Below are 24,684 nucleotides of genomic sequence, written 5' to 3'. Positions count from 1 at the left end.
CATATCTTGCGTGGTCTATGTCGAGTGCTCGGATTGCACTCAGCCGTGGAACGCCCTGGCGAACGCTTCGAGCTCGCGAGGGATGTCACTGCCAGCGGGCTGGAAGTGCACATAGCTGCACCCACCCGCTTGGAGTTCGTCGAACTTGTCCCGCCATCCCTTCGCGTCCAGCGCCACGCCCGCCGCGGCCAACACCTCAGCGGTGATGAACGGCCGGTCGACTTCGTTCACGCCGACTACATGGCGGTCGTGCATTGCAATGTGGCGCACGTTCTCTGGGATGTGGTCGTAAGCCGAGGCCCACACGTGACCGCCCTCGCCGAGGAGCTCGTCGATCATGTTGTTCTCGACCGCCCAGTGAAGGTGCAGTCCGGCAGCGTGGCCGGCAGCGTCGATGACGCGCTCGGAATCGAGGGGCTCCCCGTCGTCGAGGACGGTGCCGATAAGCATCATCATCTGCTGGTGGTAGCCCGGCTCCGGAACCGTAATCCGGAACAGCTCCGCACCGAGGTCCTTCGCAATCTGAGAACCCTTCGGCCCTTCTCCGGCGATGCCCCACGGCACTTCGATCGGCAGTGCGGGCCCGAACCGCTCATCCGGGTGGATCAGCTGCATGATGCCGCCGTCCCACTCGACCTGCTCACCCCGGAGCAGCGCCTGAACGGCGAGGACGTACTGCTTGACCTTCGCCCAAGGGACCGGCGGCTGTCCCATGGCCCTACGTCCCGTGAATCCGCTGCCGACACCCACCAGGACGCGCTCGACACCAACCGCCTTAACCAAGGTCGTGATGGCGGATGCGGTGACCATCGGGTGACGAAGGGTTGGGATCAGGACCCCCGTGCCGAGCACGATCCGCTCAGTGATCTCCGCCGCCTGGATCAACTCCATCCAGACATCGGGGTAGAGCGCCGGGGAGTCGTAGCACAGGGCCCGCTCGTAGCCGAGCTGCTCGGCGATGCGGATGTGCTCCGGGGTCTCCAGCGACGTTGCGAACGAGCATCCCAGTTTCATGGTCACGCCTCTCAGTACGAATGAAAGCCATCACCGAGGAGGAACCTCAGTGGCGACAGTCACATCATAAGAAGATGATCGCGCTAAAGTCAATGCTCAATAACTTTTAATATCTAGTTTTTGAGTACGATATGGGTGTGTTTTACCAGGTAGAGCCGCAACTCAGACCCAATATGTCCATCGTCAGTAACTTGAAGACCTTGACATTTGAAGGCCAGTCGCCGAGTGTGTGATGGGTGCTACATGGCACGCCGAGCGAGGAGGCATCGTGCTTATCCACTGCCTGACCATCACCTTCAAGAGCTCCGCGACCGCAGACGACGTCACGGCGTTCGGTAATGCGCTGGCCGCACTGCCGGACCAGGTCGATGTCCCTATGCGGACCCGCCAAGGTCCTGACTTGGGGGAACGCGCGAACAACGCCGATTACGCGGTTGTCAGCGAGTTCCACAGTGCTGCGGACTTCTACTGCTACCTCCAGCACCCGGCGCATCAGGCCTTGCCCGTCGAACTCGTAGCGTCCATGAGCAGCGTTCAGTTCTTGGTTGAGGAAGAGAGCTGACGGTGACTGAACCTCCAAACCGCTGGGAGGTCGCTCGCGCCGTCAAGCGGGCCATTGCAGGCAAGGCGATCAATGTCGCCGAGGCCGCGGTCCTGCTCGCCACGAACGGTGAGGAGCTGGACCGGCTCACCGACGCGGCCGCGAAGGTGCGCGATGCCGGCCTACTCGCGGCGGGCCGGCCCGCGACCGTGACGTACTCGCCTAAGGTCTTCATCCCTGTCACCCGGCTTTGCCGGGACCGGTGCCACTACTGCACCTTCGTTGAGACTCCCGCGCAGGCTGCCCGTGATGGTCGGGCGCCGTACCTGGCCCCGGACGAGATCCTCGGCATCGCCCGCCAGGGTGCGGAGCTCGGTTGCCTCGAGGCGTTGTTCACGTTGGGCGACCGGCCCGAGGACCGCAGGCCCGAGGCTCGGGCCTGGCTGGACGAGCAGGGGTACGACTCGACGCTGGCCTACGTCCGGGCGATGGCGGTCCGAGTGCTGGAGGAGACCGGGCTGCTGCCCCATCTGAATCCCGGGGTGATGTCGTGGGAGGAGCTCAACCGTCTCAAGCCGGTCTGTCCCTCGATGGGAATGATGCTGGAGACAACGTCGCGACGGCTGTTCGAGACCAAGGGGTTGGCGCATTTCGGCTCCCCTGACAAGGATCCCGAAGTTCGGCTGCGGGTTCTCGAGGACGCCGGGCGGCAGGGGATCCCGTTCACCACCGGCCTGCTGGTCGGGATCGGAGAGACACTGGTCGAGCGGGCCGAGACGATCTTCGCGCTGCGGGCGACCTCGCGGGCTTACGGCGCAGTACAGGAGGTCATCGTCCAGAACTTCCGGGCAAAGCCCGACACTGCGATGCGGCACACCGACGATCTCGGCCTCGACGAGTATCGCGCCGCGATCGCCGTCGCCAGGCTCGTGCTCGGTCCGAAGGCGCGGGTGCAGGCGCCGCCGAACCTCGTGGACCTCGAGGAGTGCCGCGCGCTGCTCGGTGCGGGGGTCGACGACTGGGGCGGAATCTCGCCGCTGACTCCCGACCACGTCAACCCGGAGCGACCCTGGCCCTCGCTGGCACGGCTGAGCTCGATCACCGCCAAGTGCGGGTTTGACCTGAAGGCCCGACTGACTGTCCACCCCGAGTACGTACTCGGCTCGCTCGAGCGCGGCGAGGCCTGGCTGGACCCCCGCATCACCGGCCACGTCGCTGCTCTCGCCGGCCCCGACGGACTGGCTATTCCAGGCGTCAAACCGCAGAGTATGCCCTGGCAGGAGCCCGACGGCGGCTTCAAGTCGGCAGGCCGGACAGACCTCCACGAGGCCATCGACGACGACGGCCCAACCGGGGGCCGTGTCGCCGACCGGCGCGGCGACTTCACATCTATCTACGGCGACTGGGCCGCCGTCCAGGACGCGGCCCGGCGCACGAGCGCGCCCGCAGTGCTGCACGCCGAAGGCGGCGAGGCGCTCCGCGCCGCTGAGGTTGACCCGGGCAACCTCTCCGAGGAACACGCGCTGGCCCTGATGACGGCTGAGGGGGACCTGCTCCGCGCCGTAGTGCGCCTGGCCGACGACCTACGCAAGGAGACCGTCGGTGATGCCGTGACCTACGTCGTGAACCGGAACATCAACTTCACCAACGTCTGCTATGTCGGCTGCCGGTTCTGCGCGTTCGCGCAGCGCCGCACCGACGCCGACGCCTACTCGCTGTCCTACGCCGAGGTCGCCGACCGTGCCCAGGAAGCGTGGGACCTCGGCGCGACCGAGGTCTGCATGCAAGGCGGTATCGACCCCGAGCTCCCCGCGTCGGCGTACTTCGACATCACCGCCGCTGTGAAGCAGCGCGTGCCCGACATGCACGTGCACGCCTTCTCTCCGATGGAGGTCGTCAACGGCACCGCCCGCACCGGCCTATCGATTGAGGATTTCCTGACCAAGGCCCGCGAGTCCGGCCTGGGCTCGCTGCCCGGCACCGCCGCGGAGATCCTCGACGATGAGGTCCGCTGGGTGCTCACCAAGGGCAAGCTCCCTGCGCGCACGTGGATAGATGTAGTCAGCATCGCGCACCGGCTCGGCATCCCGACGACCAGCACGATGATGTACGGGCACGTCGACAGCCCGCGCCACTGGGTCGGCCACCTCAATGTCCTCAAGGACGTCCAGGACTCCGCGCGCGAGCACGGCAAGGCCGGGTTCACCGAGTTCGTGCCGCTGCCGTTCGTGCACACCAGCGCGCCGATCTACCTCGCGGGCATCGCTCGCCCGGGGCCCACGCTGCGCGACAACCTGGCGGTCCACGCTATGGCTCGCATCCTGCTACACGGCCGGATCGACAACATCCAGACCAGCTGGGTCAAGCTCGGCGTCGACGGTACCCGCGCCATGCTCAAAGCCGGCGCCAACGACCTCGGCGGCACCCTGATGGAGGAAACCATCTCCCGTATGGCGGGCTCTGAACACGGCTCCGCCAAAACCGTCGACGAGCTCATCGAGATCGGCGCAGGTATCGACCGGCCAGTACGCGAGCGCACCACCATCTACCACGGAGTGATGCGATGAGAACCGCCGCTGACCAGCTACGACAGGTGCGCCTTGTGATACCTGTCAAGCGGCTCACGACAGCCAAGACTCGCCTTTCGAGTCATGCGCCGAGCCGCCGAGCCGCCGCGGAACTGTTGCTCACACACACGTTGCAGGTGGCGACGACATGCCTTGAGCCGTCACAGGTTTGTGTGCTGACCGCGGACGAGGCCGTCGTACGACGCGCCCAGGCATTTGGGGTGACGGTTCTGCTGGACGCGGCGACCGACCTGAACTCGGCCCTCCACGCCGCCCTCGGTGAGCTGCAGGACAGCGACCCCGAAGCCACCGTTGTCGTCCTTGTCGCCGACCTGCCCCGGCTTCGCCCAGCCGAGCTCTGGCCAGCGCTCGCCGACGCGGTCCGGTCCGGCGTGCCTTGCCATGTCGCGGACCACCACGGCACTGGCACAACCTTCGTTTCGATCCCGCCGGGCTCCCAGCTCCCGATGGTCTTCGGTGCTGGCTCAGCGCGGCGCTTCACCGGGCTGGGCGCAGTCGCGATGAGCGGTGCCCCACGGGGGCTCAGCACCGACCTCGACACCCCGACCGACCCCTTCCAGCTCGACTATCGCACCCGAGGAGAACAGCCATGACCAAGTACACCGTCGCAGTGATCGGTGGCACCGGCGCGCAGGGCAAAGGCCTGGCCTACCGCTTCGCCCGCCACGGCCACGACATAGTGCTCGGCTCCCGCGTCGCCCACAAAGCCGAGGCTGTCGCCGCCCAAGTGACCGAGCGCCTCGCCGAGGTCGCGGGCGCCGGATCCGCCCGGGGTGCGGCGAACGCGGACGCTGTTGCAGGGGCGGATGTCGTGCTCCTCGCAGTTCCCTACGACGGCCACGACGAGCTTGTCGCGTCCCTGGCAGCTGAAGGCGCGCTCGACGGCAAGACCATCATCTCCTGCGTCAACCCGCTCGCATTCGACAAGCGCGGCGCGCACGGCCGAGTTATCAACGGCGGTGAGGGCTCGGCGGCAGAGTCGGCCGCCGAGTTGGCGCCCGCGGCCACCGTCGTGGGTGCGTTCCACAATGTCTCCGCCCCCGCTCTGTGGGGCAAGGACGAGTTCCTCGACGAGGATGTGATCGTCGTCGGCGACTCCGCCGAGGGGAAGCAGATCGCCATCGACCTCGCCGCTTCCGTCGCCGGGCGACCCGGTATCGACGGCGGCAAACTTCGTCTGGCGCGGGCGCTCGAACCGTTGACCGCCGTTCTGATCTCCATCAACCGCAAGCACAAGGCCCACTCGGGCATCCGGATCACCGGACTCGGCGAGCACCGACCCGGCCACCTTGCAGGGCTTGCCCAAGTGAGTCATCAACATCGCAGGCGAATCGAGCTCCCCTTGGAATTCGCGGATCGCTGACGCAGTCGAGGCGTTGCAAATGGGAGGACCAGACGATTTGGCACGAGCGGAGATCCTTCCATCGAACGGATTGGAATCTCACAACTCAGCGGACAGAACCCCAGAACAACCCAAAGCGGTCCCAAATCCGTGACGGTTCACCGCGACCATCCAACCATCCATCCGACCTTTGGGCACACCATGTTCGAGCACTCCCCACCGCACGACTCTGAACCCGACATCGTGATCCAGATCCACTGGACCGACATCCAAGGCGAGTGCTGGGACCTGTTCTACGAGGCATGCACCAGCGCGGCGCGCCGATTCACCGCCGCGTTCAACGCCACCCATACCAACGCCAACGCCATCCTGCGCGCCAGCACCGTCGCACTGTCGCTGCCCCGACTCCCCTGTGAACGAAACTGGGTAATTCCCTGATGACCACGCCAGACCCCCTCAACCCCCAACCATCGGCACACGACTGCACCGACGACCCTGGACCAATCCACTCCTTCTTCGCCGCGATGGCACTGTTGATGCTCGCCGATGGATGCAGCGCCGAGCACTGCCTGATACGGGCCCGCGCCGAACAAGCACTCGCGCAAACGAGATCGGGCGGCAGGTCGCCACGCATGTGCGAGTCGGAGCTGGAAGAAGCGCTAACGCAGAGAATGCACGACCACACGACCACCCATACCGTGTGGGAAGCCGCAGCCGCTCGCGCGTTCTGCCGCATCGATCCCGGACTCGTCGACAGAGACCACGCCCGAACGCTGGTGCGGCTGCACCATCGTTGCGACGACGCGCGGTGTCGCCCCAAATTGCGTGGCCTGCAAGCGTTGGCACCGGTCCGCTACCGGTGCCCGCCGCCGCCGTGCCGCATCCCCGATACGGCTATCGCGGCCGTGGTCGCGAAGTATCTAGCCACAACGTCGGTTATGCGCACGGCAAAAGAGGACGCTCACATGCCCGGTGCTGAGCAGAGCGTGGTTGCCGCGATCGCGGAATTCGCCGCGGCTCGCCGCGGACGCGACGCGCTGTTCCTACGTCCTTTGCCCGAAGACGGAACGATCCCCACAGCCGTTGTCACGAAATTTCGCATCGACCGCCTCGACCTCTACCGCCTGATACCCGCCCTCTACCAGCCGTTGCCCCGACGAGCGGACACACTGCAAGCCAGATGCCGTTTGACGAGGATCCGAGAGAACAATGACTGAGGCATACGCACCGAACTGATGCTGCTCGCAACCTTTCTCGTTGCCGCATGGTCCGTCAGCGTTGTGCGGGAAACGTCGATCACAGCCCGGGTCACCCGATTCCGCACGAAATGGAGCGAAATATTGGGCAGGGCTGGAGACTCAGTCGACCATCTTCAGGTCGACGCCGCAGCGGAGGATCGGCATCACGCATGCGCTCCACTTGGATCACGAGAATAAATGTGAATTGGCGCCTCGACCTGCCGGGTTGAGGTGATAGGCCCTCAACGACCGTCAGCATATCGGCGAGTTGGACCCCATGCCCGGAAACCTCACGTGACCTACTCGGACCGGAATCAGTAGGCGTGGGCGAGGTTAGCCGGCGTCGCTACCCCGGCCATCGCGACGCCCACCCCGCCACCGTGTAAGCGGCCATCGCGCAAGATCTTCCAGGTCTTCATCCGGGCGAAAGCATGCTCGACACGGGCGCGAACCTTGCGGTGAGACTTGTTGTGGGCTTGTTTCCATTCCGGCAGTTCGATACCGGGTGACCGGCGGTGCGGGATGACCAACCCGGTGCCCTGGTACCCGCCGTCGGCGATCACCACCGCGTTGCGGCAGGCATGAGCGGCACCGGACTCGGTCCAGGCCCGGCAGTCGTTACGGTTACCCGGCAACGGACGCCCAAGCGCGACGACGAGTTCGGTATCGGCATCGATGACGACTTGATGGTTGGTCGAGTACCGGTAGTTCTTACTCTGGGCGGCGACCTTATGGTCACGGGTCGGGACCAGGGTCCCGTCCACGATCAGTACCGCGCCCCGCGGGAACCGGGCCCGAGGTCGTAGCGCCAACGCTGGCCCCAGGTCCTCGATCACCCGGGCCGCGGCCGATTTCGATACCCCGAACACCGCCGCGAGCTGGCGCATCGTGAGGTTGGTCCGCCAGTAGGTGGCCACCAACAGCACCCGGTCTTCGAAACACAACCCCCACGGCCGGCCTCGCAACGGCCGATCGGCACCCTCACGACGCAACCGGGCGACCAGACGAGCGAACGTGCGTGGTCGCAGCCCGGAGAACAACTCCACCATCACCGGGTCAGCCGCCGAGATCACCACCCGCGACACGATACCGGTTGCCGCTCAACAACTTACGGGACATCCCTTAGGTCAAGGCCTTGCGGCCAATGCTGCGGATGCAGTATTGGCCCGGCAAAGAGTTCCTGCCCAGGGAAATGTGGCGTATACCCGTGGTCATGACGATAGTATCCCGAACAGCAGAGCAGGAATGACGCAGAGATGCGGACCACACGACCGGCGTCAGCGCGCACAACGGAAACCACCAATCGGCGCCCACCACGCGGTGGCCGAATCGTATCTTCCGATCGACCCCTGCCTCAGCGGCCGTATCCCGTAGATACTTGAGCACAGACTCCCCGTCCGCAATCACATTTGTTCCGAGCCAGGGCCGGAATCGATAGCCGAGCGTGAACATGTCCGAGTCCGATCGGACGCCCGGATATCTAAACAGGTCCCATGTTCCACCGGAGGAGTTGCGCTCCTCGAGGATTACCAGACGCCGCCATGGAGACGATCGCTGGATCTGGCAGGCGGCGCCAGTTCCCGACAATCCTGCGCCGATGCTAAGGACATCTACATGCTCGAATTCCTGGCCACTGCTATCCTTCAACATCCGCGCGAATCAGCCTCTCCCCGAATGCCTCTCCCTCTCCTTCATCCAAGCCAGAGTCGGTGATCAGCAAGTCCACCTCATGCAGACCAACCACCCGAGCAAGCGCTCGGTGTCCGAATTTTGAACTGTCGGCAACAACCATCGTGGAACGTGCAACTGCAACCATCGCCCGTTTGACTGAGATCTCCAGCGTATTTGTGTTCGTGATACCGGCGAGTGCATCTACTGCATCTGCACCGAGGACCGCCCAGTCCGCGCCGTAGTCACGCAAGAAGTCGACGGTGCGATCGCCGATCAGTGTGTACACAGACCCAAGCACCTCGCCGCCTGCTACGAGTAGGCGGAACCGGTGCAAACCGGCCACGTATTCAGCTATACGCAGGTCATTCGTGATAACAGTCAGGTGTTCGCGGTGCCGGAGCGCGACCGCAACCTCATAGGTTGTCGACCCGCTGTCCAGCACGACAGTGTCACCATCGCGAATGGACGACGCGGCCACATGGGCGATGGCAGCCTTCTCCTTCAGATGGACGCCCACCTTCTGTGCATACGGTAGGTCAGCGGTCGCCCCGGGGATGGCCCGGGCACCTCCGTGCGTGCGTTGAACCTGCCCGTCGCGATCGAGCAAGTCCAGATCACGCCTGATGGTCGATACGTCGACATCCAACTCCCGGGCGAGCTCCTTGGCTTCTACATAGCCGTCGGCGGTCAATCGATTGAGAATCTCGCCCCTGCGAGTACTTGCGAGCAACGGGTGCCTCCCGGTGGGTTCTGCCTGGATCAATGCCACGACCTTAGAGACACCTCGCCGTTGTGCGTGAAATATTGACAGGCTGCCATCACTACTGCATGCTTTCGTGCAGGATAGCACGAAATCATGCAGTCAATCGGCGGATTGCCGCCGCAGCCTGGCCAAATGCCTCCATGCTGCACGATTACACGCAGATGGCTTCTTGGCGCTCGTTTCGTTGCCCCGTGGGCATCGGTGGATGTGGCAGCCTTCGATCTGGGACAGGTAGGTGAGTATGTCGTGACCACGATCTCCAGACCATCTTGGACAGAGCTGGAGAACCACCACCACCGCATGATCGGCGCTCACATCAGCGACCTCTTCAGCGCGCAACCGGGCCGTGGACCAGAGAGCATCGTCGTCCACTGCGACCTCGTGCTCGGCTCTTCCAATAGTCTCCTCACCGCCGAGACGATCGACCTACCGCTTCGCATGGCGCAGAAGCGAAGACTCGCGGCAGGTATCGAGCCATGTTCCTCGGCCAGCACGTTGACGTCACAGGGGTCCGAGCAGTACAGCACATTGAAGCGCAGGCACCGGCAGGATCGATCGACGACATGAACAGACGAATCGCGGTCCCCGTCGTCCGGTCCATTCCAGCCAGTATGGCGACCTTGGCCGAGCGAGCGCGAACCGGCAACTGGCTGGGCGGAACCGGGCAGCCGAGTCGAACATTCGTAGCCCTAGGGTCCGGAGGCTCGAGCCTCGGCCCCGCCATGGCTTGCCAGGCCTTGTGTGAATTCGCAAGCAGCTCAGTCGATGCGAGGTTCGTTTCGAGTGCCGACACTCACGATCTCAATGGGACGCGCATCCCGCTGGACTCGGAAACCACGCTGTTCGTGGTCACGTCCACGACATTCACCACCCAAGGGACTCTTACAAACGCGCATGCAGCACGACAGCGGCGACGGGTGTCAACTAGCGGCCCAGCGACAGTGGCCACGCAGTTCATCGCAGTGTCGGCCAATGCCCAGGCGGTAGAACGCTTCGGTATCGACCCCTCCCACATCTTCCGACTCGCGGGCTGGGTCGGTGGTCGCTGCGGGCTGCACTCCTCGGTCAGCTCGCCCCTGATGATCGCGATTGGCCCAGAGCAGTTCCGACGGGTGGAGGCCGGAGTCCACTCCATGGATCAGCACTTCCGCACCACACCGCGGAGACAGAATCTTCGGTTCTGCACGGGGGTCGAGGCCGAGAAAGCCCTGGCCACAAAGTTTCTCAGCGAGCTCCACAGCGGATCGCCCTCAGATCACGACAGCTCGACGAACGCACAGATCGGCCGCTGTCGACGGGGCCGGCCCCTCAGCTGGTCGATAGCTTTCGGCAGGCGCGACGCCATATCGCGGTTCTAGGACATCGCTCGTGGACCAGAAACCAACCGCACATCCCATTGGGTCCAGTGCTCGGAAATCCCGAAAGGAAACATCATGGCAACTAGATCGGTCATCGTCGGAGGGGCTCGCACCCCGGTCGGCAGACTTCTCGGATCCCTCAAAGATTTCAGCGGCTCCGCCCTCGGAGGTATCGCAATAGGCGGTGCCTTGCAGAAGAGTGGGGTGTGGCCCGAGCAAGTGGACTACGTGATCATGGGGCAGGTCCTCACGGCGGGCGCGGGCCAGATACCGGCTCGGCAAGCAGCAGTGGCGGCAGGGATCCCGATGGATGTCCCGGCAGTCACCATCAACAAGGTGTGCCTGTCTGGAATCAGCGCCATCGCGTTGGCAGATCAGCTCATCAGGGCGGGCGAGTATGACATCGTGGTTGCCGGCGGACAGGAATCTATGTCGCAGGCCCCACATCTTCTCAAACGCTCGCGCGAGGGCTACAAATACGGTGACGCAACCCTGCACGACCACATGGCATACGACGGTCTTCATGACATTTTTACCGACCAGGCAATGGGCATGCTCACCGAGCAGCGCAACAACGGCGAGCCGATCAGCCGGAAGGACCAGGACGTGTTCGCCGCTACCTCCCACCAGCGGGCGGCAGCCGCGTGGAAGAACGGGGTCTTCGACGACGAGGTGGTTCCGGTCGCAGTACCGCAGCGCACAGGTGATCCGCTGATGGTCGGCGCCGATGAAGGCATCCGTGCCGACACCACCGCCGAGTCGCTGGGTATGCTTCGCCCGGCATTCCGCAAGAACGGCACGATCACCGCGGGCACCGCCTCTCAGATCTCTGACGGCGCGGCCGCTGTCGTCGTCATGTCCAAGGTCAAGGCCAAGCAATTGGGCCTGAGCTGGATCGCCGAGGTCGGCGCCGCAGGTGTTGCGGCCGGGCCCGACTCGACCCTCCAGGAACAGCCTGCCAACGCAATCCTGAAGGCGTGTGCCAAGGAAGGCATTTCCCCTGCAGACCTGGACCTGTTGGAGATCAACGAGGCATTCGCCGCAGTCAGTATCGCCTCGACTCGCAGGCTGGGCATCGATCCGGCGAAGGTGAATGTGAACGGTGGTGCGATCGCCATCGGCCACCCACTCGGTATGTCGGGCGCGCGCCTTGTGCTGCACTTGGCGCTCGAACTTCGACGGCGCGGTGGGGGCATCGGCGCGGCGTCGCTGTGCGGTGGAGGCGGGCAGGGAGACGCATTGATAATCCGTGCTTCTTGACGCAAATTCGCGGGGCTTCGCTCCTCTCCAGCACACGCGATGAGAAGCGAAGCCTGCTGTGCTCGGCGCCGATCAATCGCCGCCTTCGGCATGATCGTCGATGATTGCCGTCAGCACACGCAACGCCCGGTCCCGATGGTCGTCGAGTGCGACAATCAACTCGTCGACGGCATGGCGGCGCGCTAGGTCCAGAATCGCGTCGTGGTCGGCGACAGTCAGCGACCGTTCGACGGGAGAGTTGTAGTACATCGCTCGGTACGCCTCGGTGGAATCCCATAGCAATCGGATGACACGCATGGTATGCACCATGTCTGGCGATTCCAGCAAGCCGAAATGGAACCGGCGATTGGCCTCGAGTTCTGCTGCTACATCACCCCGTTCGGCTGCCTCTGCGCAGTCGCTGGCCGCCAACGCAACACGGTCGAGAGAGTCGGTGTCCAGGAGCGGCACGGTTTGTCGCGCAGCCCGAGTCTCGAGCAACGCCCGCAACTCATAGATCTCACGCAGATCGGCGACGCGTAGTTCGGTGAGGAAATAGCCACGCCGAGGCCTGTACACCACCTGGCCTTCTTGTTCGAGTGCACGAAGGGCTTCGCGCACCGGAGCAAGACTGACACCGAGATCGGCAGCGATTCGCTCCTGCCGCACCTGCTGGCCCGGCCGGTATTGGCCCGATACGATGGCCCGCCGAAGCTCCTTGAGCACGTGTTCGCCTGCTGTACCGGGACCCTGACGACCTGCGGATGCGACTATGTGACTCACCCGGCGAGCTTACCCGTACTCATGTCCACGGTCGGTAATCCACCAGAGCAGCGGGTAGGCGGCGGTGATGACGGTCACCGAGAGGTGATACGCTTCACAACAGGCGCTTGGTCCGGTTTTGCTTGGTCTTTCGATCGCCCGGTAGGCGCTGCCGACGGTCGTTGAGTCGTGAGTCGGCGACACTGTAGTCGGTCCAACGGGGCCTTTCAGGTCGCCTCTTGTCTGCCACGAACGTCTGCGAAAGGACGGGAGTGATATGACAACGGAGCACTGTCTTCCGGCTGTGGATGGGGCGGTGGCTGCACTGGAGGAGACCATCCCCGACACATTTGCGGCCACGAAGCCTGCTCGAGACCCGGTCGCCCAGCGGATCGTCATGACGCTTGAGGCCTGCGCGTCAAGGCAGGGGGCCATGACGATCATCGAGCTCGTGCAGGCCACGGGCCTGGCCAAGACAACTGTCCACAGGATGTGTTGGAAACTTGTCGAACTCGGCCTTCTCGAGCACTCCCCTGCCGGTTTCTCCGTCGGCAGCAAGGTCTTCGCGCTGGCGGCTACGAATCCCCAGATCAGCGAGCTGCGAATCGCCGCGATCCCACACCTGGTCGATCTGCAGCGGCGAACCGGAGCGATGGCAAACCTCGCGATACTGAGCGGCGGCAGAGCACTCGTGATCGACGGACTGTTCACACAGCAGACCCCGGGCCTACCGAGACTGGTCGGCCACGCGCTGCCGCTACACTGCACGGCGACGGGCAAAGCGATCGCCGCGCGATTGGAACCTGAGGATCGCGAGCGGATCCTCTTCTCCGAAGGACGTCTGAGGCCAGCCACGCGAGCTACGCTCATCCAGCCTGGCCTACTCCGCCAGCACCTGCTTCGAGTGGCTGAGAATGGTGTAGCTGTCGCCGACCGGGAGTTTCTCCCGGGCGTGAAGGCGATAGCAGCCGGATTCAAGGTACGCGGAGGGGGCACAGCGGCTATTGGCGTCGTTGAGGCCTGGAACAGTCCCACATTCCGATTCGCACCTACCGCTGTTGCCGCTGCCGCGGTTGCTCTGGAACGGGCCTTGTCCTAGTCAGAGCGAACGGTCGCAGAGGCACCGGCCCGATGTATCAGATGGTTCCGTTGGGCGGGACCGAATGATTGGGTGAGAGAGTCACACGTCATACGTTCGGCTTGCGCCGTCCCTTTTGCACCCCTGCCAGGGACATGGGCGTCAACTTCGAGGAAGGCCAGAACTATGACCGCTGAGGGGATTGTCCTGCCCGGGCATGTAGCACTCGACGAAATCGGCAAAGGGGTCGCGTACACCCTGGGCCTCGGCGAGGGTGAGCACACACAGGTCAACAACGGCCTGCGCACCCTCCTGACACGAGCTGCGGACACCGACGGAGACCTCGCCCTCATGGTATGCGCCGGAAATGAATCGCGACCGACCATGCCCCATCTCCATAGGCATACAACCGAGGCGATCTTCGTACTCGACGGTGTCATCCGTGTGTGGCTCGACGATCAGAAGGGGACGCGCATCGTCCGAGACTTGCAGGTGGGAGAGTTCGGACTGATTCCGCGCAATTGGGTCCATGCATGGGCCTTCGCCGCCCCCAACAGTAGGCAACTCGGCGTCATCACACCGGGCGGATTTGAGCACATCGTCGATTTCCTCGAACCGGATAAGCCGCCGACACTCGAGCGCCTCCGCGAGAGCGAGAAGCACATCGACGTTCGCTGGATGCCCGACTACGCACTTTTCGGCGAGACCGAGACTGCGGCCGAGAGCAACTGACACGTGATCGCACCTGAGAGCATGCGTGCCGCTGTCATCACCAAGCATGGTGAACCGGATTGCCTCGCAATAGAAGATCTCCCTATTCCTGAACCATCGCCCGGCCACGTTCTCGTGGAAGTTGCGGCGGCCGGGCTGAACTTCCACGATGTCATCGAACGTCGCAATGGGTATCCAGGACAATCGGAGCCGCCGATTCAGACCGGCCTCGAAGGGGCGGGTACAGTAGTCGCGGTCGGCGATAGGGTCACCGAGCTCGTGGCCGGCGATCGTGTGGCGTGGGGTGCAGTTCCAGGCAGCCACGCACAGTACGTCGAGGTACCAGTCGGTGTCGCTATCCCGATGCCCTCCTGGCTCGACCCAGTGGACGCCGCTGCGCTATGCGCTCAAGGACTCACCGCGCATTACCTGGCGAACTCCTTGCGGCCCATATCAGCCGGCGAAACCGCACTGGTCTGGGCTGCCGCCGGTGGGGTCGGACGACTCTTGACTCAGTTCCTCTCTGCGAAACGCATTCGGGTGATCGCGGCCACATCCAATTCAGCCAAAGCCGCCGCCGCAAGTGAGGCTGGAGCCGAATGGTCTGTCCACAATTCCGAAATTCCGGATGTCGTGGCAGAGATTACTGGTGGCACCGGCGTGGATGTGGTGTTCGACGGCATCGGGGCGCCCACATTCGATGCGAGCCTCGCGAGTGTCCGGCGTCGCGGCCTGTTGGTCGTGTACGGCCGCGCTGGAGGCCAAGTGCCTCCAGTGGACCTGTACCGCCTTTCCAGTGCTGGCTCGGTACAGCTCGTACGCCCGCGCCTGATCGACTTCGTTGCTGATCGCGACGAGCTCGTACAGCGCGCAGAGGATGTGTTCGATGCATTTCGTCGGGGCGAGGTCACGGTCCGGGTTGAGGCAACATACCCGCTCCGAAAGATCGCCGAGGCCCATCGTCACCTCGAGTCCAAGGCGGTCATCGGCAAGGTCGTCGTGATTCCGTAGGAACGGCTGGCCGATCTGGCCCAGTTGCAGTGGAGATAAACGACATTGGCTCCGGCGCACCATCGCGCCGGAGCCAATCGTCTACCAGAGGTCCTCTATCGAGCGAGCGGCAGACAGTACCCGGCAAGCACCGGGAGAAGTCACTGGCACACATGGGGCAGTGACTTCTCCGCCGGCTCTCCCAGGACAGATTGGCGCTCACGAATCCGGCATGGAGTAGCCTTCCTCCAGATCCAGCCTAAGCACGCGCATCATTTGCGCTCCGGAGAGATACCACGTGAGAGTCAAAGTCAACTGAACGATCTGCTCGGTGCTGAGGTGCTGCGCAACCGCGGTCCACACCTCGTCGGAAATATCGGCTCCCGAGCTGAAATCCTTGGCCAGTCGCATGACGGCTCGTTCGAAATCATCGAAGAGATCGACTGTCTCGAAGTGTTTCACCGCCGCGAGCTGCTCCTGCGTTAGGCCGGCGGCGAGGGCATGGGATTGGTGGTGAGCGACTTCGTAGTCGCAGCCGGTTGCGTATCCCACCGTCAGAATGATCAGTTCACGGATCCTAGGAGTCAGCTCGCAGGATCGCAGACTGTTGGCATAGGTTAGAAAGGCATCGAGCTGGTCGGGTGCGTGCGCCAGCGCCAAGAAGACATTCGGAGTCGGAACCCGACGCTCGGCCTCCAGCCGGTCGAACAGCGGTTTGGCCTCCTCGCCAGCGTCGTCGCGGGACAAGTACGGAACTCTGGCCATGGTTTTCCTATCGGTAGTTGAGAAGGGGGATCAGCGGAAGGCGTCGATACCGGTCAATGCGCTGCCAAGGACCAGAGTGTGCACATCCGCAGTGCCTTCGTAAGTGACAACAGTCTCGAGATTCGTCAAATGCCGCATGACCGGGTATTCGAGGGTGATCCCGTTCGCGCCGAGCACCTGGCGCGCGGTACGAGCTACGTCCAGGGCTGCGTTGACATTGCCCAGCTTCCCCATACTTACCTGCTCTGGCTGCAGCCTTCCGGCGTCCTTGAGCCGTCCGAGGTGCAGTGCCAGCAAAGTGGCGCGGTTGACCTCGAGTGCCATCGTCGCGAGCTTGTGCTGCTGGATCTGGAACGACGCGATCGGCTTGCCAAACTGCACTCGCGTCGTGCTGTAGTCAATCGCCGCCTCGAGACAGGCCCGCGCGGCACCGGCTGCACCCCAGACGATGCCGAAGCGGGCTTCGGACAGGCAGCTCAGAGGCCCTCGCAGGGAAGTCGCGCCGGGCAGCATCGCCGACGCGGGCAGCCGAACCTCGTCGAAGCTCAATTCCGAGGTGGTCGATGCACGCAGCGACACCTTCTTGCGAATGTCACTGGTGGTGAAACCCTTGGTGCCTTTGGGAACCAAGAAACCTCGAATGCCCGCATCCGTCCTGGCCCACACGACGGCGACATCTGCGAGCGAACCGTTTGTGATCCACATCTTCGCGCCGTGGAGCACCCAATCGTCACCGTCGCGGCGAGCATGAGTGCGCATCGAACCAGGGTCTGAACCCGAGTCCGGCTCGGTCAGTCCAAAGCATCCGATAGCTTCGCCGGCAGCCATGCGCGGCAACCACTCCTGCTTCTGCTCTTCCGACCCCCAGTGATGGATGGCGAACATCGCCAGCGAGCCCTGCACTGAAACCAAGCTGCGGATGCCACTGTCGCCGGCCTCCAACTCGAGGCAGGCCAGCCCGTATGCAGTCGCGCTGGTTCCTGCGCAACCGTAGCCATCGAGGTGCATACCCAGCACCCCGAGCTTGCCCAGTTCGCTGAACAATTCACGAGGGACACGACCTTCGTCGTACCAGTCCCCTACCCCCGGCAGGATGCGCTCGCGCACGAAGGCACGAACCGTATCGCGAATATCCCGCTCTTCGTCGGTGAGGACGCTGTCGATGGCAAGAAAGTCGAGTGGGGTCACTGTGGTCGACATGCTTCTGGATCTCCTTGACCTGAGGGGTTGTGGCACCTAGCCTAATATTCGATTTTCGAAAATCGATGATTGGATCCTCGCATATGACTCCGCCTCTTGCCAACCTTCGTGTCCTGGACTTCTCCCGCATCCTCGCCGGCCCGTTCGCGACGATGCAGCTGGCCGACCTCGGCGCGGTCGTCACCAAGATCGAACGACCTGGCACCGGCGACGACACGCGCACGTGGAGACCACCACATGACGATCGAGGGCAGGCGACCTACTTCCAATCCGTCAACCGCAACAAGACGACGATCGTGCTGGATCTGACCGACCCGGTCGACCGTTCGCGAGCACGAGAAATGGCGGCGATGGCCGACGTCGTGGTCGAGAATTTCCGCCCCGGACTCATGGCCGACTTCGGCCTCGACTATGAGCAGCTCCAGCCGGAGAACCCGAGCCTGATCTACTGCTCAATCACCGGTTTCGGGCGCGGGCCCGGCGCCACATTGCCTGGCTACGACCTGCTGATTCAAGCTCTCGGCGGCCTCATGAGTATCACCGGGCCTCGCGACGGAGAGCCTCAGAAAGTTGGCGTGGCGGTCGTAGATGTACTTGCTGGGCTCTTCGCAACAACAGGTATTCTGGCCGCCTTGCATCACCGGACAGCGACAGGCGAGGGACAACGCGTCGACATCGACCTGCTGTCGTCATTGCTCGCTGGCCTGGTAAACCAAGCAAGCGCCTTCACCTCTGGCGGTGTCGTGCCCACCAGGATGGGAAACCAGCACCCCAGCATTGCGCCCTACGAACTACTCGCATGTGCCGGCGGCGAGTTGGTCCTCGCCGTCGGCAACGACCGCCAGTTCGCCTCGCTGTGCAAGGTACTGGGCGAACCAGGACTAGCGACCGCGCCACAGTTCTCGACCAATTCCTCGCGTGTTCAGAACCGGCTGACGTTGCGCGCCGAGCTCGAGCGGCTACTTGCAGCACGAACCGCCCTCGAGTGGACTGCTGACCTGACAGAAGCACGCGTCCCGGCCGGAGTCGTCAACGATATCGCTGGAGCATTTGCCCTCGCCGAGAAGCTCGGCCTGCGGCCGACTGTCGAGCTTCCGCGCGCAGACGGCAGCACCGTGTCGCTCTGCCGGAGCCCCATCAATCTCTCGGTCACTCCACCGGCATACCGGTCCGCGCCACCGGACTTGCCCTCTACCACACTCTGAGAAAGAGCTTCGCGATAGGAAGTCCGTGGCGGGACGAACACTACTGAGGTCGGCGGCAGCCGGGGAATCGGACTGGCCATCGCGGTTCGCGCCGCCTGCGAGGGCGTCAACCTCGCGTTTATCGCGAGAACCGAACGCTTGGAACCGTGTACACGGCCTCCGCGGCGATCGAACTCACCGGCGGCGATGTCTTACCGGTCCTCGGCGATATCCGGGATGAGGACAGCGTAGCCACAGCTGCCGCACAGCCAGCCGATCGCTTCGGAGGTATCGACTTCGTAGTCAGCTACGCGTCCGCGACCGCATTGCAGGGCGTTGGTGGTGTAACTATGCGCCGCTGCGATCCCATGCTCGACGTCGGCACCGGCAATGCTACATCGACGCAGAGGTACTGCGGACGGCTGGCGTACTAGACCTGTCCGACTACGCCTTCGGCATGACGAATTGCGAACGACGACGAGTTGGCACCCGATCTTTTCCTATGACAACTGGCACGCCGGTCCCAGAGGGCGGAACCGCCGACTGGCCTCAGCGACCCCGCCTGCTCCAAGCTCAGCGATGCCCGGCGAAACCCCTGGGCCCCAGCGCGTTGGATCCACGGAAGAAGGGAACACCATGACCGACATCCAGAGGGGCGCACGGAAGGACCCAGGATGAGCTGGTCAACTGGATCGGTTGTGGACTGGTCCGCAGGCCTCGGACTGGCCCGAACAGTTTACTACGACCGGCCGGTGGTCGTACTCCGACGCAATGGCTGCACGGAAGCACATACCGCTCTGGTCGACGGTCAAGCTTTCGCCGATCTGCCTGAGTTGCTGGAAGCGGCGGCAGGAAATTATGAATCCGTACGTGCCGGCAAGCTGCTCCAGGTACCGGATGAAGCCCTAGAGCCTCCGGTTGGACGACCACGCAAGATCATATGCGTCGGGCTGAATTACGGCTTGCACGCCAGGGAAGCCGGACGACCACATCCTGGCCATCCAGAGCTGTTCCCGAAATGGGACAACTGCCTCACCAGACCATACTCGGAGATCGCACTGCCACAGGAGTCAAGTCAGATCGACTTCGAGGCCGAACTCGTCGCGGTTGTCGGCCGTCGTGGCCGCAGAGTCCCGACCGAACACGCGGAAAGCATCCTCTTCGGCTACACCGCGGCCAACGATGGTTCCGTTCGCGACTTCCAGCGTCACGCGCAACAAGTTGTACCAGGCAAAGCATGGGATGGCCTTACCCCGATTGGACCCGTCGTTGTGCCAGCATCCCAACTGGGCGGAGCACGTCCAAACCTCACGATCACCGGAATTCTTGACGGCCAGGTTGTTCAGAACGATCAGACCAAGAACATGTTCTTCGGCATCCCCGAGCTCATCTCGTATCTGACTACCATCATGACGCTCGAACCGGGTGACCTCCTCTTCACCGGCACGCCCGCGGGGGTGGGATTCGCCCGTACACCACCAACGTTCCTCCGCGATGGATCAGTGTTCGAAGTCCAGATCGAAGGCATCGGATCACTACGAACCCGGTATGCCGATGAGCCAGCTCAACTTCCATCGTTGAATGTGGCTATCGGCGTGCGCGCTAGCCTGGCCTGAGAACTGTGGCACCGGACCGGCATATAGCAACCCGACCGTGAGAAGCCCTCGCAGAGGAGCGCCGACAAATAGCCGACTCGACGGTTGCGCTCACATGCGAATTCGTACAGCCGCCGCGGGCCTCGCTATGCGACCCTGCCGCATCCGATCCATTGCAGAACCCGAATATTCTGTGCGCCAATTAATTGCATATACCCCCACTGGTCGACCATCGGCTGCGATCAAGATGCGCAACAATCGGTACTCCATCTCCAATGACCCGCCAGGACGGACTTATGAATACTGACCGAACGCAAGTTGCATGTAAATAGAACCCTACCGACGTCCTCGGCTCCACCGCGTCAAGCTATTGCTTCAAACCGAGCCTGGCCGCGACTCCGCGCAAAATTCGAAATGAAAAGCCAGGTCCGAGGAACCGAGCATGAAGAGGTTAAATGATCGAAAAAGTCCACCCCGAACGCATCGCTGATCGTATGCCTGCCCACCGTCGTCGCAGCCAGCTCATCGCCGTGGCGACTGAGATATTTGCACTTCGCGGCTACCACGACACCAGCATCCGCGAAATATCGCAACGCGCAGGAATAACCAAGCCCGTCATATACAAGCATTTTTCAGGCAAGCTCGACTTATACCTTGCAGTCCTTCAGAGCTACCTAGATGAGCTGATATCCGGGATGCTGAATGCATTGCGCTCGAGCGGCGACACCCGAGCCCGAATACATGCCGCGGTACAGTTCTACTTTGATTTTGTGGACGATGAATGCCACGCCTTCCGACTCATCTTCGAATCCCCTGTGATCACCGAGCCTGCCGTGGAATGGCGTTTGAACCAGACCACCAATGCGTGCGTGAGTGCAGTATACGACTTACTCATCGAGGACGTAGGGGTCACACCGCGTCAGGCTCGAATTCTCGCTGTCGGGCTGGTTGGCGCAAGCCAGTTCACCGCACGGTACTGGCTACAAGCTGGGCGGCCCATCGCAAGGGCCGAAGCAGTCGATACTGTCTTCGATCTGTGTTGGGGTGGAGTGTCGGAAGTTCCTCTACAGCTTGCGGATTGAGCCGTGGGCGCCGCAGACAGTCGCGCGGCGCCCACAGTCTTCATTCAGCTGCTCAGTTCCACCAGCAGATCGCCGCCCTCGACCTGCTGCACCTTGGCGGTCGCGATCCGGCCGACGATGCCGCCGCGTGGCGCGGTGATCGCCGCTTCCATCTTCATGGCTTCGATGGTGCCGATCGCGGCGCCGGATTCGACCGAATCACCTTCGGCGACAGTCAAAGTCACGACGCCGGCGAAGGGTGCGGCGATGTGGCCGGGGTTGTTCTTGTCCGCCTTCTCTGCCGCCGGTACCTCCGAGGCGATGGACCTGTCGCGCACCGCGATCGGGCGCAGCTGCCCGTTCATGATGCACATGACCGTGCGCATGCCCTTCTCGTCCGGCTCGGAGATAGCCTCCAGGCCGATGAGCAGGGTGACGCCCTTCTCCAGCTGCACCCGGTGTTCCTCGCCGCGGCGCAGACCGTAGAAGAACTGGTTCTCCGACAGACCGGTGGTATCGCCGTATTTCTCCCGATGCGCCTGGAACTCCGCGGTCGGGCCGGGGAACAACAGGCGGTTGAGGGTGTCGCGGCGCTCGGCCGAGGTGCCGTCGAGCCCGGCCTGGTCGGCCGTGGTCAGCGGGGTCTCCGGCTTGGGCTCGTTGCGTCCGGCCAGCGCTTTGCTGCGGAACGGCTCGGGCCAGCCACCGGCGGGCTCGCCCAGTTCGCCGCGCAGGAAGCCGATCACCGAGTCGGGGATGTCGTAGCGGCCCGGATCGGCGGCGAAGGCCTCGATGTCGACACCGGTGCCGACCAGTGCCAGAGCCAGGTCACCGACGACCTTCGAAGACGGGGTCACCTTGATCAGGCGGCCCAGCAGGCGGTCGGCGGCGGCGTACTTTGCTTCGACTTCCTCGAACCGGTCACCCAGGCCGAGCGCGATGGCCTGCTGACGCAGGTTCGACAGCTGACCACCCGGGATCTCGTGGGTGTACACGCGCCCGGTCGGCGCGGGCAGACCCGACTCGAACGGCGCGTACACCTTGCGCAGTGCCTCCCAGTACGGCTCCAGATCGCACACGTTCTGCAGGTTCAGGCCGGTATCGAATTCACTGTGTGCGGCGGCCGCGACAATGGCCGACAAGGCCGGCTGACTGGTCGTCCCGGCCAACGCCGCGCTGGCGCCATCCACGGCATCGGCACCAGCCTGCCACGCCGCCAGGTAGGTGGCGAGCTGACCACCTGGTGTGTCGTGGGTGTGGACATGGACGGGAAGGTCGAAGTTGCTGCGCAGTGCCGTCACGAGTTTCGCGGCGGACGGAGCTCGCAGCAGGCCCGCCATGTCCTTGATCGCGAGCACGTGCGCGCCCGCGTCGACGATCTGCTCGGCCAGCTTCAGGTAGTAGTCGAGGGTGTAGAGCGACTCGTCGGGATCGAGCAGGTCACCGGTGTAGCTCAACGCGACTTCGGCGATCGCCGTACCGGTTTCGCGGACAGCGTCGATCGCCGGACGCATCTGCTCGACATTGTTGAGCGCGTCGAAGATCCGGAAGATGTCGATACCGGTCGTGGCGGCCTCGGCAACGAAAGCACGCGTGACCTGTTTCGGATAGGGCGTGTAACCCACGGTGTTGCGGCCACGCAGCAGCATCTGGAGACAGATGTTGGGCACGGCTTCGCGCAGGGCGGCCAGCCGCTCCCACGGGTCCTCGTGCAGGAAGCGCAGTGCCACATCGTAAGTCGCGCCACCCCACGCCTCGATCGAGAGCAGTTCGGGGGTCAGCCGGGCGACGTGCCCGGCCACACCGAGCAAGCCGCTGGTGCGCACACGCGTCGCGAGCAAAGACTGGTGCGCGTCACGGAAGGTGGTGTCGGTGACCGCGAGCGCCTTCTGCTCACGCAGGGCGCGGGCGAAACCTTCGGGGCCGAGCGTGAGCAGACGCTGCCGGGAACCGGCGACAGGCGGCACCGCGAGATCCACCACGGGCAGTTTGTCCTGCGGGTACACCGTTGTCGGGCGCTCACCGTTGGGCCGGTTCACCGTGACATCGGCCAGGTATTCGAGGATCTTCGAGGCACGGTCGGCGGACACGCGCCGGTTCACCAGGTCGGGGCGTTCATCGATGAACGAAGTGTCGACCCGGCCCGCCCGGAAGTCGGGATCGTCCAGAACGGCTTGCAGGAAGGGAATATTGGTCGCCAGGCCCCTGATCCGGAACTCGGTGACCGCCCGCTGCGCCCGCGCGACGGCGGCATCGAAATCCTTGCCCCGGCACGTGAGTTTGACCAGCAGTGAGTCGAAGTGTGCCCCGATCTCGGCACCGACGGTGGCGCCGCCGTCGAGGCGGATGCCCGCGCCGCCGGGGGTGCGGTAGGCGGTGATGCGGCCGGTGTCGGGACGGAAGCCGTTGGCCGGGTCCTCGGTGGTGATACGGCACTGGAGTGCGGCACCGCGGATGGACACCTTGTCCTGGCTCAGGCCGAGGTCGGCGAGGGTCTCGCCGGAGGCGATCCGCAGCTGCGACTGCACCAGATCGACATCGGTGATCTCCTCGGTCACCGTGTGCTCGACCTGAATCCGCGGGTTCATCTCGATGAACACATGCTTGCCACGCTCATCGAGCAAGAACTCCACCGTGCCCGCGTTGCTGTACCCGATCTGCCGGGCGAAAGCCACCGCGTCCGCGCAAATCCGTTCCCGCAGTGCCGGATCCAGATTCGGGGCCGGCGCGAGCTCGATCACCTTCTGATGACGACGCTGCAGCGAGCAGTCCCGCTCGAACAGGTGCATCACATTGCCGTGCTGATCAGCCAGGATCTGCACCTCGATGTGGCGCGGGTTCACCACCGCCTGCTCGAGGAACACCGTCGGATCACCGAACGCCGACTCCGCCTCCCGCGACGCCGCCTCGATCGACTCACGCAACTGCTCCGGCGCGGCGACCCGGCGCATACCGCGACCACCACCACCAGCCACAGCCTTGACGAAAATCGGGTACTCGAACTCCTGCGACGCCGCCAGCAGCGCATCGATATCGGCGGAGGGCTCACTCGACTTCAACACCGGAAGCCCGGCAGCCTTCGCGGCGGCGATGGCGGTGGCCTTGTTCCCGGCCATCTCGAGCACCGAAGCCGACGGACCGATGAAGGTGATCCCCTCACGCTCACAAGCGGCGGCGAGGTCGGGGTTCTCCGACAGGAACCCGTAACCGGGATAGATCGCGTCGGCACCCGCCGACTTGGCCGCGTCGATGATCGCCTCGATCGACAAGTACGCCCGGACCGGGTGCCCTTCCTCGCCGATCTGATACGACTCGGCCGCCTTCAGCCGGTGCACGGAGTTGCGGTCCTCATGCGGGAACACCGCGACCGTCCCGATGCCGAGTTCGTATGCCGCGCGGAAGGCGCGAATGGCGATCTCGCCGCGATTGGCGACCAACACTTTCAAAAACATTTGAACGATGCTTTCCCTTCCTCAAGCGGCCGTCGTCGCCAAGACGGCGATTCAACGGACGGTGTGGGCTGATACGAGCACAGCTCCCCATTGCTACAGCAACCAACCTTCGTTGCTGTGTTGACCCGGACA

At 63.7% G+C, this 24,684-nt stretch carries 23 protein-coding genes; 15 read left to right on the top strand and 8 right to left on the bottom strand.

Annotation, left to right across the window (positions count from 1 at the left end; genetic code table 11):
• Nucleotides 1–39: 39 nt before the first annotated feature.
• Nucleotides 40–1,014: an LLM class flavin-dependent oxidoreductase gene (locus tag ACWF82_RS20695; protein WP_452503512.1), complete on the bottom strand. Its 975-nt coding sequence runs from the start codon at nt 1,012–1,014 to the stop codon at nt 40–42.
• A 268-nt stretch (nt 1,015–1,282) separates the two neighbouring features.
• Between ACWF82_RS20695 and ACWF82_RS20690 the strand changes: the two genes are divergently transcribed.
• The 6 genes from ACWF82_RS20690 (at nt 1,283) to ACWF82_RS20665 (ending at nt 6,702) form a co-directional block, all read left to right on the top strand.
• The gene (locus tag ACWF82_RS20690) at nt 1,283–1,576 is read left to right on the top strand and encodes a Dabb family protein (protein WP_452503382.1); all 294 of its coding nucleotides are present in this window, start codon (nt 1,283–1,285) and stop codon (nt 1,574–1,576) included.
• Nucleotides 1,577–1,578: 2 nt separating this feature from the next.
• Entirely contained in the window at nt 1,579–4,122 is a 2,544-nt protein-coding gene (locus tag ACWF82_RS20685) for a bifunctional FO biosynthesis protein CofGH (RefSeq protein WP_452503380.1), read from the top strand.
• Nucleotides 4,119–4,736: a 2-phospho-L-lactate guanylyltransferase gene (gene cofC, locus ACWF82_RS20680; protein ID WP_452503378.1), complete on the top strand. Its 618-nt coding sequence runs from the start codon at nt 4,119–4,121 to the stop codon at nt 4,734–4,736. The genes ACWF82_RS20685 and cofC overlap by 4 nt, the downstream gene beginning before the upstream one ends.
• On the top strand, nt 4,733–5,506 hold the full coding sequence (gene npdG, locus ACWF82_RS20675) for an NADPH-dependent F420 reductase (RefSeq protein WP_452503376.1): 774 nt from the start codon (nt 4,733–4,735) through the stop codon (nt 5,504–5,506). The genes cofC and npdG overlap by 4 nt, the downstream gene beginning before the upstream one ends.
• A gap of 129 nt (nt 5,507–5,635) precedes the next feature.
• Complete coding sequence (locus ACWF82_RS20670; protein ID WP_452503374.1) at nt 5,636–5,923, top strand: hypothetical protein; 288 nt, start codon at nt 5,636–5,638, stop codon at nt 5,921–5,923.
• On the top strand, nt 5,923–6,702 hold the full coding sequence (locus ACWF82_RS20665) for a hypothetical protein (protein WP_452503372.1): 780 nt from the start codon (nt 5,923–5,925) through the stop codon (nt 6,700–6,702). Before ACWF82_RS20670 ends, ACWF82_RS20665 begins: the two co-directional genes overlap by 1 nt.
• 335 nt (nt 6,703–7,037) lie before the next feature.
• Here the strand turns inward: ACWF82_RS20665 and ACWF82_RS20660 are convergent, their stop codons facing one another.
• The 3 genes from ACWF82_RS20660 to ACWF82_RS20650 form a co-directional block, all read right to left on the bottom strand.
• Nucleotides 7,038–7,772 (bottom strand): transposase, encoded by a 735-nt coding sequence (locus ACWF82_RS20660; RefSeq protein WP_452503510.1) that lies wholly within the window; start codon nt 7,770–7,772, stop codon nt 7,038–7,040.
• A 73-nt stretch (nt 7,773–7,845) separates the two neighbouring features.
• Entirely contained in the window at nt 7,846–8,373 is a 528-nt protein-coding gene (locus tag ACWF82_RS20655; RefSeq protein ID WP_452503370.1) for an NAD(P)-binding protein, read from the bottom strand.
• Nucleotides 8,360–9,163: a DeoR/GlpR family DNA-binding transcription regulator gene (locus ACWF82_RS20650; protein ID WP_452503368.1), complete on the bottom strand. Its 804-nt coding sequence runs from the start codon at nt 9,161–9,163 to the stop codon at nt 8,360–8,362. The genes ACWF82_RS20655 and ACWF82_RS20650 overlap by 14 nt, the downstream gene beginning before the upstream one ends.
• A 240-nt stretch (nt 9,164–9,403) precedes the next feature.
• Between ACWF82_RS20650 and ACWF82_RS20645 the strand changes: the two genes are divergently transcribed.
• From ACWF82_RS20645 to ACWF82_RS20635, 3 genes are all read left to right on the top strand, one after another.
• The gene (locus tag ACWF82_RS20645) at nt 9,404–9,724 is read left to right on the top strand and encodes a hypothetical protein (protein WP_452503518.1); all 321 of its coding nucleotides are present in this window, start codon (nt 9,404–9,406) and stop codon (nt 9,722–9,724) included.
• Complete coding sequence (locus tag ACWF82_RS20640) at nt 9,634–10,515, top strand: hypothetical protein (RefSeq protein ID WP_452503366.1); 882 nt, start codon at nt 9,634–9,636, stop codon at nt 10,513–10,515. The genes ACWF82_RS20645 and ACWF82_RS20640 overlap by 91 nt, the downstream gene beginning before the upstream one ends.
• A gap of 75 nt (nt 10,516–10,590) precedes the next feature.
• A complete protein-coding gene (locus ACWF82_RS20635; protein WP_452503364.1) occupies nt 10,591–11,775 on the top strand; it encodes an acetyl-CoA C-acetyltransferase in 1,185 nt (394 codons plus the stop codon).
• A gap of 72 nt (nt 11,776–11,847) precedes the next feature.
• Here the strand turns inward: ACWF82_RS20635 and ACWF82_RS20630 are convergent, their stop codons facing one another.
• Nucleotides 11,848–12,480 (bottom strand): GntR family transcriptional regulator, encoded by a 633-nt coding sequence (locus tag ACWF82_RS20630; protein ID WP_452503363.1) that lies wholly within the window; start codon nt 12,478–12,480, stop codon nt 11,848–11,850.
• A gap of 352 nt (nt 12,481–12,832) precedes the next feature.
• On the opposite strand from ACWF82_RS20630, the gene ACWF82_RS20625 reads away from it, so the two are divergent.
• From ACWF82_RS20625 to ACWF82_RS20615, 3 genes are all read left to right on the top strand, one after another.
• Nucleotides 12,833–13,615: an IclR family transcriptional regulator gene (locus tag ACWF82_RS20625; RefSeq protein ID WP_452503361.1), complete on the top strand. Its 783-nt coding sequence runs from the start codon at nt 12,833–12,835 to the stop codon at nt 13,613–13,615.
• Nucleotides 13,616–13,780: 165 nt separating this feature from the next.
• Nucleotides 13,781–14,326: a quercetin 2,3-dioxygenase gene (locus tag ACWF82_RS20620; protein ID WP_452503359.1), complete on the top strand. Its 546-nt coding sequence runs from the start codon at nt 13,781–13,783 to the stop codon at nt 14,324–14,326.
• A 3-nt stretch (nt 14,327–14,329) separates the two neighbouring features.
• Nucleotides 14,330–15,316 carry a quinone oxidoreductase family protein gene (locus ACWF82_RS20615; RefSeq protein WP_452503357.1) on the top strand — a complete coding sequence of 329 codons (987 nt, stop codon included), beginning with the start codon at nt 14,330–14,332 and terminating at the stop codon, nt 15,314–15,316.
• A gap of 198 nt (nt 15,317–15,514) precedes the next feature.
• On the opposite strand, the gene ACWF82_RS20610 is transcribed toward ACWF82_RS20615, so the two are convergent.
• Together ACWF82_RS20610 and ACWF82_RS20605 are read right to left on the bottom strand one after the other, a co-directional pair.
• Nucleotides 15,515–16,042, bottom strand: coding sequence for a carboxymuconolactone decarboxylase family protein (locus ACWF82_RS20610; protein WP_452503356.1), 528 nt, complete (start codon nt 16,040–16,042; stop codon nt 15,515–15,517).
• 48 nt (nt 16,043–16,090) lie between these two features.
• A complete protein-coding gene (locus ACWF82_RS20605; RefSeq protein WP_452503354.1) occupies nt 16,091–17,260 on the bottom strand; it encodes an acyl-CoA dehydrogenase family protein in 1,170 nt (389 codons plus the stop codon).
• 83 nt (nt 17,261–17,343) lie between these two features.
• Between ACWF82_RS20605 and ACWF82_RS20600 the strand changes: the two genes are divergently transcribed.
• The 3 genes from ACWF82_RS20600 (at nt 17,344) to ACWF82_RS20590 (ending at nt 21,121) form a co-directional block, all read left to right on the top strand.
• Complete coding sequence (locus ACWF82_RS20600) at nt 17,344–18,465, top strand: CaiB/BaiF CoA transferase family protein (protein WP_452503352.1); 1,122 nt, start codon at nt 17,344–17,346, stop codon at nt 18,463–18,465.
• Between the two features lie 653 nt (nt 18,466–19,118).
• Nucleotides 19,119–20,060, top strand: a complete 942-nt coding sequence (locus ACWF82_RS20595) for a fumarylacetoacetate hydrolase family protein (RefSeq protein WP_452503350.1) — start codon at nt 19,119–19,121, stop codon at nt 20,058–20,060.
• Nucleotides 20,061–20,494: 434 nt separating this feature from the next.
• A complete protein-coding gene (locus ACWF82_RS20590) occupies nt 20,495–21,121 on the top strand; it encodes a TetR/AcrR family transcriptional regulator (RefSeq protein ID WP_452503349.1) in 627 nt (208 codons plus the stop codon).
• Nucleotides 21,122–21,165: 44 nt separating this feature from the next.
• On the opposite strand, the gene ACWF82_RS20585 is transcribed toward ACWF82_RS20590, so the two are convergent.
• Nucleotides 21,166–24,552: a pyruvate carboxylase gene (locus ACWF82_RS20585; protein ID WP_452503347.1), complete on the bottom strand. Its 3,387-nt coding sequence runs from the start codon at nt 24,550–24,552 to the stop codon at nt 21,166–21,168.
• Nucleotides 24,553–24,684 lie beyond the last annotated feature (132 nt).

Source organism: Nocardia sp. NPDC055053, assembly GCF_053608285.1.
Note: the sequence above shows the minus strand (reverse complement) of the source record. Positions and strands in the feature narration are given on the sequence as shown.

Excerpts from the sequence above, each read along its gene's own strand:
- ACWF82_RS20635 (WP_452503364.1), top strand. The coding sequence starts at position 10,591 with ATGGCAACTAGATCGGTCATCGTCGGAGGGGCTCGCACCCCGGTCGGC.
- ACWF82_RS20605 (WP_452503354.1), bottom strand. The coding sequence starts at position 17,260 with ATGTCGACCACAGTGACCCCACTCGACTTTCTTGCCATCGACAGCGTC.
- ACWF82_RS20620 (WP_452503359.1), top strand. The coding sequence starts at position 13,781 with ATGACCGCTGAGGGGATTGTCCTGCCCGGGCATGTAGCACTCGACGAA.
- ACWF82_RS20595 (WP_452503350.1), top strand. The coding sequence starts at position 19,119 with ATGAGCTGGTCAACTGGATCGGTTGTGGACTGGTCCGCAGGCCTCGGA.
- ACWF82_RS20665 (WP_452503372.1), top strand. The coding sequence starts at position 5,923 with ATGACCACGCCAGACCCCCTCAACCCCCAACCATCGGCACACGACTGC.
- ACWF82_RS20660 (WP_452503510.1), bottom strand. The coding sequence starts at position 7,772 with ATGGTGGAGTTGTTCTCCGGGCTGCGACCACGCACGTTCGCTCGTCTG.
- ACWF82_RS20590 (WP_452503349.1), top strand. The coding sequence starts at position 20,495 with ATGATCGAAAAAGTCCACCCCGAACGCATCGCTGATCGTATGCCTGCC.
- ACWF82_RS20655 (WP_452503370.1), bottom strand. The coding sequence starts at position 8,373 with ATGTTGAAGGATAGCAGTGGCCAGGAATTCGAGCATGTAGATGTCCTT.
- ACWF82_RS20600 (WP_452503352.1), top strand. The coding sequence starts at position 17,344 with ATGACTCCGCCTCTTGCCAACCTTCGTGTCCTGGACTTCTCCCGCATC.
- npdG (WP_452503376.1), top strand. The coding sequence starts at position 4,733 with ATGACCAAGTACACCGTCGCAGTGATCGGTGGCACCGGCGCGCAGGGC.
- ACWF82_RS20695 (WP_452503512.1), bottom strand. The coding sequence starts at position 1,014 with ATGAAACTGGGATGCTCGTTCGCAACGTCGCTGGAGACCCCGGAGCAC.
- cofC (WP_452503378.1), top strand. The coding sequence starts at position 4,119 with ATGAGAACCGCCGCTGACCAGCTACGACAGGTGCGCCTTGTGATACCT.
- ACWF82_RS20585 (WP_452503347.1), bottom strand. The coding sequence starts at position 24,552 with ATGTTTTTGAAAGTGTTGGTCGCCAATCGCGGCGAGATCGCCATTCGC.
- ACWF82_RS20640 (WP_452503366.1), top strand. The coding sequence starts at position 9,634 with ATGTTCCTCGGCCAGCACGTTGACGTCACAGGGGTCCGAGCAGTACAG.